Here is an 11,525-nt window from a genome sequence, read left to right on the forward strand (position 1 = left end):
CAGGCGAGATCCCTCGACTGTGCTCGCGATGACGGAAGGGCGTTGAAAGCAAAGCGGCCGAAGCCTTGGGAGGCATCGGCCGCGGGGTCGCGTCAGTTGGAACCGCTTCAGGTCGCGTCGCCAGCGGCGACGGTTTCCTGCTCCTCTTCCTTGGCCTCGTCGGCCTCGGTCTTCTGGGCGTCGAAAAAGAGGTGGTCCAACGGCTTGTCCTCGTCGTCCTTGGCCCGGCTGATCACGACCTTCGACTTGTCGTCGTAGTGGCCGCGGAGGATGTCCTCCGACAGCGGATCCTCGATGTACTGCTCGATCGCTCGACGCAGCGGACGAGCGCCGAAGTCGGCGCTGGTGCCCTTGTCGATGAGGAACTCCTTGGCGTCGTCGGCCAGCTCGAGCTCGATGCCACGGTCGACCAGACGCTTGGTGACCTTGGCCAGCTCCAGCTCGACGATTTCCGTCAGGTGCTCCTTGTTGAGCGGACGGAAGACGATGACGTCGTCGAGTCGGCCGATGAACTCGGGGCGGAAGTAGCGCTCGATCTCCTTCATGAGCGTGTCCTTCATCTTGCCGTACGACTGCTCGTCGGCCGGGCCCTTGCCTTTGCCCTGAAGCCCGAACGGCGTGACGCCGCCCTTGATCAGGTCGGCCCCGATGTTGGAGGTCATGATCATGACCACGTTTCGGAAGTCGACATGCCGGCCGAACGAGTCGGTCAGTCGGCCCTCTTCCATGATCTGCAGGAGCATGTTGAAGACGTCGGGGTGACCCTTTTCGACCTCGTCGAGCAGGAGCACGCTGTACGGCCGACGGCGGATGCGCTCGGTGAGCTGGCCGCCTTCCTCGTAGCCGACGTACCCGGGAGGCGCACCGATCAGACGGCTGACGTTGTGCTTCTCCATGTACTCGCTCATGTCGATCGAGATGAGCGCGTCCTCGTCGCCGAACATGAACTCGGCCAAGGCCTTGGAGAGCAGCGTCTTGCCCACGCCCGACGGGCCGAGGAACAGGAACGAGCCCATCGGGCGGTTCGGGTCCTTCAGGCCGGAGCGAGCACGGCGGATCGTCTTGGCGATGGCGTTGATTGCCTCGTTCTGGCTGACGACCCGCTTGTGCAGCTCGTTCTCCAGCTCCAGAAGACGCTGGGCCTCTTCCTTCTCCAGGCGGGTCAGCGGCACGCCCGTCATCTTGCTGATGACCTCGGCGATGACCTCTTCGTCGACGACGCCGTCGACTTCCTTGGCCTTCTCACGCCACTGACGCTGCAGCTCTTCCTTCTTGGAACGCAGACGCTCGGCCTCGTCTCGGAGCTTGGCGGCCTCCTCGTACTCGGCGTTCTTGACGGCCTCGTCCTTGGAGATCGACAGCCGCTCGATCTGCTCTTCCAGCTCCGCCAGATTCGGCGGCTTGGTCATCGTCTTGAGCCGGATGCGGGCACCCGCCTCGTCGAGCACGTCGATCGCCTTGTCCGGCAACGACCGCCCGCTGATGTAGCGGTCGGACATCTCGACGGCCTCTTCGAGCGCCTCGTCGGTGATGCGGACGCGGTGGTGCTCCTCGTACTTCTCGCGAAGCCCGGCCAGAATCTTGACGGCGTCTTCCTTGCTCGGCTGGTCGACCTGGATCGGCTGGAATCGCCGGGCCAGGGCGGCGTCCTTCTCGATGTACTTGCGGTACTCTTCAAAGGTCGTCGCACCGACGCACTGGATCTCGCCGCGCGACAGGGCGGGCTTGAGCACGTTGCTGGCGTCGATCGCGCCCTCGGCACCGCCGGCACCGACGAGCGTGTGCAGCTCGTCGATGAACAGGATGATGTTCTTGGCCCGGCGGACCTCGTTCATGACGGCCTTGATCCGCTCTTCGAACTGGCCGCGGTACTTCGTGCCGGCGACCATCATGGCGAGGTCGAGCACGATCAGCCGTCGGTCGTAGAGGATCTCGGGCACGTTGTTGGCCACGATCATCTGGGCCAGGCCCTCGACGATGGCGGTCTTGCCCACGCCCGCCTCGCCCAGGAGGACGGGGTTGTTCTTCTGACGTCGGCACAGAATCTGGACGACGCGCTCAATTTCCTCGCTCCGGCCGATGACCGGGTCGAGTTGGTTTTCCTTGGCCAGTTCCGTGAGGTCGCGGCCGAAGGAATCGAGGGCGGGCGTCTGGCTCTTGCCCTTCTTGCCCTTGCGACCCTCGGAGCCGCCGCCACCGGCGGTGACGGTCTCTTCCTCGTCCTCGCCCTCGACGCCTGCGCCGAGGAGGTTGAGGACCTCTTCTCGGACCTCTTCGAGCTTGAGGCCGAGGTTCATGAGGACCTGAGCCGCGACGCCGTCGTGCTCACGGAGCAGGCCGAGCAGAAGGTGCTCGGTGCCGACGTAGTTGTGGTTGAGGTTGCGGGCTTCCTCGATGGCGTACTCGATGACCTTCTTGGCCCGCGGGGTTTGCGGGAGTTTGCCCATCGTGACCATCTCCGGGCCGGACTTCACGAGCTTTTCGACCTCGACGCGGACCTTTCGGAGGTCGACGTCGAGGTTCTTCAGCACGTTGGCGCCGACGCCACTGCCTTCTTTGACGAGCCCGAGCAGGATGTGCTCGGTGCCGATGTATTCGTGGTTGAAGCGCTGCGCCTCCTGGTTGGCCAGGGCCATGACCTTGCGGGCGCGGTCTGTGAATCGCTCAAACATGGTGGGTTTCGCCCTTCTGGAACATTTCGAAGCGGTCGCGTCGACGAGACGCTCCGCTGCGAGTTAGATCGGTCCGGTCTCACCATACGCCGCGACCGAGTCGCATGATCGGTCGTAGCTCCCCGAACCGGGGAGCCACGGACCGTGATTCGCGTGCCGAGCGGCCATCCGCGGTCAATTGACGCGGATGACGACCTTTCCGACGTGCTTTTGCGACGCGAAGTACGTGTAAGCCTCCTTGGCTTCACCAAAATCGAAGACTCGGTCGATCACCGGCTTGATCTGGTGACCCGCAACGGCCCGGTTCATCGTCTCGAAGCGGTGGACGCTGCCGACGTAGATGCCGCGGATGGTCTGGGCGTTGAGCAGCGCGGGCAGGATGCTCGGCTGCTCGTCGGGATTGGTCAGCAGGCCGATCAGCGACACCGTCCCGCCGACGCGGACGGACTGGAGCGACCGTTCGAGCGTGCCCGCACCGCCGACTTCGAGCACGTTGTCGACGCCGCGGCCGTCGGTCAGCTTGAGGACCTCGTCCTGCCACTCGGGGTTCTTGCCGTAGTTGACGACGTGGTCCGCACCGAGCTTCTTCGCCAGCTCGAGCTTCTCGTCGCTGCTGCTGGTGATGATGGTCGTGGCTCCGAGAGCGTTGGCGAACTGGAGGCCGAAGATGCTCACGCCGCCCGTGCCGAGGAGCAGGACCGTGTCGCCCGCCTGCGTGCCAGCCGATTCAAGGGCGTTCCACGCGGTGACGGCCGCGCACGGCAGAGTCGCGGCTTCCTCGTAGCTCAAGTGATCCGGCACCTTTACCAGTGAGTCCGCAGGCAAGGCGACGCGCTGCTGCAGCATGCCGTCCACGCCGCCGCCGAGGCCAGACCGGAGGGCCGTCTCGGTTGCGGGTCCGGCGAGGAAGTCCCGCATGAAGTTCGCTGCGACGCGATCGCCCACATTCCACTTCGAGACGTCTTCGCCGACTGCGACGACCTCACCGGCGCCGTCGGAGAGCGGCACGACGTTTTTCGTGTCGTTCCGCGGGTAGCCGCCCTTGGTGACGATGAGGTCTCTGAAGTTGAGGCTGCAGGCTTTGACCGCGACGACGACCTCGCCGCGTCGGGGTTCGGGGGTGGCGACGTCGACGCGTTCGAGCGCATCGGGGACGCCGGCGTCGGAGACAATTCGGTAGGCAGAGTGGTTGCTCATTGGATTGTTCGACTGTATGCGAACAATCGTTCTGGCGGCAAACTGCCACCCGGATTCGAGGTATGATTCCCCGTGCCTCGGCCGCTTTCGCATCCTGACATTCGCGACGTCGAGCTCGTCGACGTCCTTGCCGCACTGAGCGATCCGGTACGACTGGAGATCGTGCGGACGGCGGACGACTCGCCGGGACCGTTGCCGTGCAACGCCTTCTTCGAAGCGATCCCGCGGAGCACGCTCAGCCACCATTGGAAGATTCTGAGGGATTCCGGCTTGATCTGGCAGGAGACCAAAGGCACCACGCGGCTGAACAGCGTTCGTCGCGTGGAGATGGATGAGCGATTCCCCGGCCTGCTCGACGCTGTTCTGGCAGCGGCAGTCGATCGGTAAGCCGAACGCGGCCGATTGGAACGTGTGCCTCGCTGCTCCGGCCGCATCGGCCAAGTCGTTGTGATTGGTGGGGCGGGACGTTGAGTCGGCTCTGTTCGAGGCTTGCCCGCCGGACCGTGTTCGGGGACCATCGCCGTCGAACCCCCATTTCCAATCCATGAGCTTTCCCATCGACCTTTCGAGCTACAAGAAGATCGCCATTGACCCGGCTGCGTCGTCCATGACGGACGAGCAGCACGAAGCGATCAAGCACAACACGCAGCTCTGCCGTGACACGCTCGTCTTTTTCACCGCCATCGCCGCCGCCAAAGGGCTCGGCGGCCACACCGGCGGGGCGTTCGACATCGTGCCAGAGGTCATGATCGTCGACGCGATGATGCGGCACGACTCCAAGCCGATCGTCCCGATCTACTTCGACGAGGCCGGCCACCGCGTCGCGATCCAGTACCTCATGTCGGTCCTCAACGGCCACATGGAGCCGGATCGGCTTTTCCACTATCGCGAGTACAACCAGCATCTGCCCGGCCACCCGGAGCTCGGCCACACGCCCGGCATCGGCTTCAGCTCCGGTCGCCTCGGCCACATGTGGCCGTACGCCAACGGCGTCGCGCTCGCCCACCCGGACCAGGCCGTCGTCGTCTTCGGCAGCGACGGCAGCCAAATGGAAGGCAACGACGCTGAGGCCGCCCGCATCGCGGTGTCGCTCGGGATCAACATCAAGATCCTCGTCGACGCCAACGACGTCACCATCGCCGGCAAGCCCAGCAGCTACCTTCAGGGCTTCGACATCGGCCAAACACTCGCCGGCCATGGTGTGCCGATCGACACGGGCGATCCCGAAGACCTCGAAGCCTTGCACTTCCGCATCCACAAGGCGATGCAGAAGGACGGCCCGGCCGCGCTCATCAACGTCCGCCGCATGGCTGTCGGCATGGGCGAGGAACTCGAAGGCGAGCCGCATGCCCACGACGTCATTCCGGTCAAACACGCCGTCAGCTATCTCGAAAAGCGGGGCGGTTTCGAGGCTTGCATCGACTACCTGAACAACGTCGCCAAGGGCGACAAGCAGCCGAGCTATCCCGGCTCCAGCGACAATCAGAGCAAGAACCGCAGCCTGTTCGGCAGCATCGTCGTCGACATTCTCGGCAAGATGAGCGACGAGGAGCGCAAGGCCAAGGTCATGGTCATCGACCCCGACCTCGAAGGCTCCACCGGCATCGCCGCGATCCGCAAGGCATACCCGGAGATCTACCACAAGACCGGCGTCATGGAACGCGGCGCTTTCTCCGCCGCTGCCGGGTTCGGCATGAACCACAACGGCAAGCAGGGCATCTTCGCGACCTTCAGCGCGTTCCAGGAGATGATCCTGAGCGAGCTGACGATGGCCCGGCTCAACAAGTCGAACGTGCTGTGCCACTTCAGCCACAGCGGCGTCGACGACATGGCCGACTCGACGTGCCACTTCGGCATCAACAACCTCTTCGCCGACAACGGCCTGCCCGAGGCCGAGCTGGACGTTGACGCGACCGACAAGACGCGCCTCTACTTCCCAGCCGACGGCCACCAGATGCGGGCGATGCTGGAAAAGATCTTCTTCGACGAGGGCTGCCGCTTCGTCTACTCCAACCGCTCGGCTGTCCCGAACATTCTCGGCACTGACGGTAAAGAGTTCTTCGATCCCGCCGGCGGCTACGCCTTTGAAGTCGGCAAGGACGACGTCATCCGCGAAGGCACCGCCGGCTATGTCGTCTCGTACGGCAGCACGCTCTACCGCGCCCTCGGCGCCGTCGAGCAGCTCCGCAAGGACGGCCTCGACGTCGGCCTCATCAACAAGTGCACGCTCAACGTCGTCGACCCGGCCACGCTTGACCGCATTGGCAAGACCGGCTTCTGCCTCGTCGCCGAAGAATGGAACGTCAAGACCGGCCTCGGCAGCCGCTTCGGGACGTACCTGCTCCGGGCCGGTGCCCACGTGACGTACAACCACATCGGCACCTACCGCGAAGGCCCCGGCGGCCTCTGGCAACAGATGGGCTACCAGGGCCTCGACCCCGAGGGCATCGCCAAGAAGGTCAAGCAACTGGCAGGCTGACGTCGTAAACTATCGGCGTGGCGGGTCGCACGAAAAGTCCGTTCCCCGGCATGGACCCGTTCCTCGAACGGACGTGGTCGGACGTGCACGGGCGGCTCGTCACCTACGCCGCCGATGCGCTTTCGGCAGAGCTTCCAGACGATTTAGCGACGCGTACGGAGCGACACATCGCGGTCGATGATGACGCTGACGGCGAATCGTCATCTACGACTGGGATTATCGTTCCAGACGTCGAGGTTGTTGACTCCCAGTCGGAAACACGCGGCGGCGTCGCGGTTCTGGAGGCGCCGACGTCGCTCGCACCACTCAAGCTCCTGACGGACGGTCTGCCCAAACGTCGCCGACACATCGGCATCGTCGACCTCGACGGCAAGCTCGTCACCGTCATCGAGTTCGTCAGTCCGGCGAACAAGATCGGTCGCGGTCGACGCGACTTCCTTCGCAAGCGTCGCCGCCTGATCAAGGCGGGTGTGCATGTCGTCGAGATCGACCTGACCCGCGAGGGCAAGTGGCGGCGCCTGTACGAAGGCTTCGAGTTTCCCAAGAGGAGCGACACGGAGTACCGCGCGATCATCTTCGCGGCCGGACGTGTCGACGAGCCGCCGACCCCGTGGCTGCATCCGATGCCGCTGGCGGAGCCGTTGCCGACAGTCAAGATTCCGCTGCGGCCGAAAGACCAGCCGGCCGAGCTCGAACTGCAACCGCTTGTCGACGCAACCTACCGCAACGGTCGGTACGGCCGGACCATCCGTTACGACGACCCGTGCTGGCCCGAGCTGCCGGAGTCGGCGATGTTGCTCGTTTCGTCGGCGTAGCACGCCCTGTGCTACGTGGCCGGCTGGCTTTCAACGCGAAGACGCAAAGAGGCGAAGGGCCGCAAAGAAGAGGAAAGGATCAGAGGTCTGACGCCGTTGCCCTCCGGCTTTCTAGTCCGTCTCTGCTTCGCGACTCTTCGTTCCTTCGCCGCTTCGCGTTTCAGCCAACGACTTCCGCGGCTCAGCCCGGCCGGGTGGTCGGCGCGGGGAATGCGGCTTCGACGGTGATCGATTCGCCGGCGCGGTCGACGGTGACGTCGATGGTGTCGCCGGGCTCTTTGTTGGACAGGGCCATGCGGAGCGACGCGAGGGTCGGCGTGTCACGGCCGTCGAGGGCGGTGATGACGTCGCCTTCCTGAAGGCCTGCGACGGCGGCCGGTGAGTCGTCGGCGATGCCGCGGATCGACAGCTCCTGCTCGCCGCCGAGCGCGACGCCGAGTCGGACACGTCGCTGCTGACTGACGAACGCCAGCTCTTCCTTCGGCGTCTCGGCGATGCGGTCGACCATGATCGCCGCCGCCTGCGCGACGCGGGTCAGGCCTTCGAAGTTGAGGGTCTCGATGTCGTCGTCGGGCGTGTGGTACGTGTCGGTGATGCCGCCGAAGAGGAACATCGCCGGAATGCCGGCCTGGATGAACGGGGCGTGATCGCTGCGTCCGCCGGCCTGCATGCGTTCGATCTCAAGGCCGACGTCGTTCAGAGCCGACTCGGCGATCTCCGGCAGCGGCAGCGACGTCTCGGCTCCGCCGACGAAGAGCTTTTCGTCGCGGACGATGCCGACCATGTCGAGGTTGACCATCGCGACGAAGTCCAGCTCGTCCTCGCCGGCCATGCGGACCATCTCGCGTGCGCCGACGAGCCCGATCTCCTCAGCGGTGAAGAGCGCGAAGACGATGCTGCGGGCGGGCTTCTCACCGGCTTCGGCGCGGAGTGCGAAGTACTCGGCGATTTCCATGACGGCCGCGGTGCCGCTGGCGTTGTCGTCGGCGCCGTTGTGGATGCCGCCGCCGTTGGTGCGGCTGCCGTACTCGCCGCGGCCGAGGTGGTCGTAGTGCCCACCGACGACGACGAACTCATCGGCGATTTCGCCTTCGATCATGCCGACGATATTGCGGACGACGGCGTCACCGCCCCGGCCGCGCCAGCCGCCAGAGAGGAGCACGTCGCTCGTCTTGGTCTGCGGGGTGAAGGTCGCGTCGATCTGGCCCTGCAGATACCCGAGGCTCGGCATGTCCGCATCGGCCAGAAGCTGCTCGGCGACATCGTGCGAGATGTGGAAGGCCGGAATCTCACCCGTCGGCCTGCCGACGCCGAACGAGCGCAGGCCCTCGGCGCGAGAGTGCATCGGCGGGTTCACGATCAACACGGCCACCGCGCCGGCTTCGGCGGCGGCGCGCACCTTGACGTTGAGGCCGGCGTTGCCGCTGAAGCCGCCGCCGTCAGACAGCCGGCTGTTGCCTTCGGCGTCGAACGGCTCGTATCGCAGCATCAGTGCGACGTGGCCGTCGATGTCGACGTCGGCAAAGTCGTCGTATGCATCGTCCGACACGCCATAGCCGACGAAGGCGAGCGGCCCGGTGAAGCTGCCGGGCTGGCTGAAGGACAGCGGCACGTAATCGTCGCCGTTTACCGATAGGTGGGCGAAGTCGTAACCCATCGAGAGCGGCAGCTCGAACGTCTGGTTGTAATCGTCCTCGCCCGGCAGATATGCGAGGCCAAGGCGTTCAAACTGATCGGCGATGAAGTCGGCCGACGCTTCGAGACCTGCGTCATCGACGAGACCGCGGCCTTCCCGCTCGTCGTCAGCGAGCCACGCGACACTGCCAAAGATCTCGTCTTCGGTGATCTCGAGTGAGAGCTCTTCGAGCGGATCGGCAAAAGCGTGGCAGGCAAGCGAGGCAGAGCAGGCAACGGCGAAGAGGGCGATACGTCGAGTCATGGCCCACGCTACGGTGGCTGCCCGTGGAGCAGCAGCTTCAGGCAACTTCACGCTCGCCTCTGGCCGAACTGCTGGTTCTGGCCCTGCCGACGGTCGCCCAGATGGCCAGTTACACGGTGATTCAGTTCACCGACACGTACATGCTCAGCCGACTCGGCGAGCTGGAAGCGACGGCTGCGGGGAATGCGTCGTTTTTCGGCTTTGCGCTGATCAGCCTCGGCTTCGGGACGATGTGGGTCGTCAACACGCTCGTCAGCCAGGCATTCGGCCGGGGCGACAACCGGGCGTGCGGCGAACACCTGTGGGCTGGCGTCTGGCTCGGCGTGGCTTACGGCGTGCTGCTTTTGCCGGTCTGCCTGCTCGCCGACGAGATCTTCAACCTGCTGCCGCACGAGTCCGACCTTGCAAAGGCTGAGGCGGACTATTTGGCGATCGTTCTGTCGTTCACCGCGCTGCGTCTCGTGGCAGCGGCGGCGGGGCAGTTCTTGCTCGCGGTCGATCGGGCGAATCTCACGTTGCTGGCTGCGTTCGTCGGTGCAGGCGTGAATGTCCTGGCCAACTACGTGCTGATCTACGGGCACTTCGGCTTCCCTGCGATGGGCGTGGCTGGGGCGGCGTGGGGGGCGAATGTTGGCGCGGGTGTGGAACTCCTGGTGCTGGTCTTCTGCTGTTCGCTGCCATCGATCTGCTCGACCTATGGCGTGTGCAACTGGCGGCCCAGGTGGAAGCGACTCCGCACGCTCATCAAGGTCGGCCTGCCGTCGGGCGGGCAGATGCTGGGCGATGTGACGGCGTGGACGGCGTTCTCGCTGTGGGTCATGGCACCGTTCGGCACGCAAGCCATGGCCGCGAACACGTTCCTGATGCGGTTCATGAGCATGAGCTTCCTGCCGGTTTTCGGGCTGAGTGCCGGCGTGACGGCGCTGGTCGGCCGGTACATCGGTCGTGGACAGCCGGACGTCGCGTGCCAGCGCGCCGCGCTGGGCTTCAAGCTCGCGGCGGCGTTCATGCTGACCTGCGGCCTGTGCTTTCTGTTCTTCGGTGGGGCGATGATCGGGCTGTTCACCGACGACCCGGAGGTCAGGCGAATGGGGACGCTGCTGATGAAGTTCGCCGCGGCGTACCAGCTGTTCGACGCGCTCTACATCATTTATGTCGGTGCGCTTCGCGGTGCGGGCGACACGTTCTGGCCGGCCGTGGCGACGGCGGGTTTGTGCTGGTTGATCGTCGTCGGTGTCGCGGGCGTGTTGGCTTACGGCGTGCCGGAGCTGGGCATCGCCGGCCCGTGGATCTCAGCGTCGGTTTACGGCGTGTTGCTGGGGCTATTCATGTGGCTCCGCTTCAAAGCAGGCGGCTGGCGAAGCATTCAGCTCGACGCGGAGCCGGCCAACGTCGTGTAAACTGACGGCATGGCCAAGCTCGAGATCGAGGTGTCCGACGAGATGATCCAGGTGCTGGCCCGCATGGGCGAGAAGTCCGGCAAGTCGCCGGCGGAGGCGTTGATGGCATTGCTGGATCGCGAGATCGGCGTCTACGTCGAGGACCAGAAGCGGTTCAACGACCTGATCGCCGAGGGCGATGACAGCGGGCCGGCTATTCCCGTCACGGACGAGTACTGGGCACAGGAGGAGCGGCACATGGAGGAACAGATGGACCTCATGGACAAGCACCGTCGCGAGCACGAGGAGTACATGTCGCGAGCCAGCCGCAAGCGGTCCGAGGCGAAAGAGGCGGAAGCGGCATGACGGTGCGGCTGTACACGTCGCCAGCCGCACGGGATGATCGGCGGGAGATCGGCAGCTACCTCTACGGCGAGACGTACGACCGTGACCTTGTCCGTCGCTGGTTCACCAGCGTTCGAGCAGAGACTGCCTACGCCGTCGAATATCCGAGGCAGACCCCGCCGCTGATCGGCTTCTCCAATCGCCCCGAAGGCCCGCTGCGACGTCGCATCATCACCGGCTTCAAGAACTACCTGCTCTTCTACCGGTTCGACGAGAACACCGTCACCGTCACCCGCATCCTTCACGGCAGCCGCGACCTGCGTCGTGTGCCGGACCTGTAGCCGGCCTAGCGTGCCAGCGTGAGGCTGCTGCAGACTGGGATTATCATCGGACTCGCTCGCCCGATCGCCACGGGCGGGTCGTCTGCCCGCTGACACCTCAGCATCCCGCCGACGAACCCGCCCCGAGGCCGAGACGCCTCGGGGTTTTTGATTGACCGCCACGACCACCGCCATGAGCTACAAGGACACGCTCAACCTGCCCAAGACCGACTTCGCCATGAAAGCTCAGCTCACCCAGCGCGAGCCGCAACGGCTAGCCAACTGGGAAGCCGACGGCCTGTACGGCAAGGTGCTCGACGCCCACGCGAGCGACCCCGTCTTCAACCTGCACGACGGCCCGCCTTTCGCCAACGGCGAC

General features: G+C 65.0%; 10 protein-coding genes. 7 read left to right on the forward strand and 3 right to left on the reverse strand.

Annotated elements, in window-relative coordinates; genetic code table 11:
* Nucleotides 1-107: 107 nt before the first annotated feature.
* Nucleotides 108-2,672 (reverse strand): ATP-dependent Clp protease ATP-binding subunit, encoded by a 2,565-nt coding sequence (locus AAGI46_11825; protein MEM1012894.1) that lies wholly within the window; start codon nucleotides 2,670-2,672, stop codon nucleotides 108-110.
* Nucleotides 2,673-2,846: 174 nt separating this feature from the next.
* Complete coding sequence (locus AAGI46_11830) at nucleotides 2,847-3,869, reverse strand: NAD(P)-dependent alcohol dehydrogenase (protein ID MEM1012895.1); 1,023 nt, start codon at nucleotides 3,867-3,869, stop codon at nucleotides 2,847-2,849.
* Between the two features lie 72 nt (nucleotides 3,870-3,941).
* On the opposite strand from AAGI46_11830, the gene AAGI46_11835 reads away from it, so the two are divergent.
* The 3 genes from AAGI46_11835 to AAGI46_11845 all read left to right on the forward strand — a co-directional run bounded on the left by AAGI46_11835 (nucleotide 3,942) and on the right by AAGI46_11845 (nucleotide 7,163).
* On the forward strand, nucleotides 3,942-4,256 hold the full coding sequence (locus AAGI46_11835; protein MEM1012896.1) for a helix-turn-helix transcriptional regulator: 315 nt from the start codon (nucleotides 3,942-3,944) through the stop codon (nucleotides 4,254-4,256).
* Nucleotides 4,257-4,413: 157 nt separating this feature from the next.
* A complete protein-coding gene (locus AAGI46_11840) occupies nucleotides 4,414-6,348 on the forward strand; it encodes a transketolase C-terminal domain-containing protein (protein MEM1012897.1) in 1,935 nt (644 codons plus the stop codon).
* Between the two features lie 17 nt (nucleotides 6,349-6,365).
* On the forward strand, nucleotides 6,366-7,163 hold the full coding sequence (locus AAGI46_11845) for a DUF4058 family protein (GenBank protein MEM1012898.1): 798 nt from the start codon (nucleotides 6,366-6,368) through the stop codon (nucleotides 7,161-7,163).
* A 181-nt stretch (nucleotides 7,164-7,344) separates the two neighbouring features.
* On the opposite strand, the gene AAGI46_11850 is transcribed toward AAGI46_11845, so the two are convergent.
* Complete coding sequence (locus tag AAGI46_11850) at nucleotides 7,345-9,102, reverse strand: M20/M25/M40 family metallo-hydrolase (protein MEM1012899.1); 1,758 nt, start codon at nucleotides 9,100-9,102, stop codon at nucleotides 7,345-7,347.
* Nucleotides 9,103-9,125: 23 nt separating this feature from the next.
* On the opposite strand from AAGI46_11850, the gene AAGI46_11855 reads away from it, so the two are divergent.
* The 4 genes from AAGI46_11855 to AAGI46_11870 all read left to right on the forward strand — a co-directional run.
* Nucleotides 9,126-10,502, forward strand: a complete 1,377-nt coding sequence (locus AAGI46_11855; GenBank protein MEM1012900.1) for an MATE family efflux transporter — start codon at nucleotides 9,126-9,128, stop codon at nucleotides 10,500-10,502.
* Between the two features lie 9 nt (nucleotides 10,503-10,511).
* The gene (locus AAGI46_11860) at nucleotides 10,512-10,847 is read left to right on the forward strand and encodes a hypothetical protein (GenBank protein ID MEM1012901.1); all 336 of its coding nucleotides are present in this window, start codon (nucleotides 10,512-10,514) and stop codon (nucleotides 10,845-10,847) included.
* Nucleotides 10,844-11,167 (forward strand): type II toxin-antitoxin system RelE/ParE family toxin, encoded by a 324-nt coding sequence (locus AAGI46_11865; protein ID MEM1012902.1) that lies wholly within the window; start codon nucleotides 10,844-10,846, stop codon nucleotides 11,165-11,167. The genes AAGI46_11860 and AAGI46_11865 overlap by 4 nt, the downstream gene beginning before the upstream one ends.
* A gap of 172 nt (nucleotides 11,168-11,339) precedes the next feature.
* Nucleotides 11,340-11,525: hypothetical protein (locus AAGI46_11870; protein MEM1012903.1), on the forward strand; the 186-nt coding region annotated here is incomplete at its 3' end.

The organism is Planctomycetota bacterium (assembly GCA_038746835.1).
GTDB lineage: Bacteria > Planctomycetota > Phycisphaerae > Tepidisphaerales > Tepidisphaeraceae > JBCDKH01.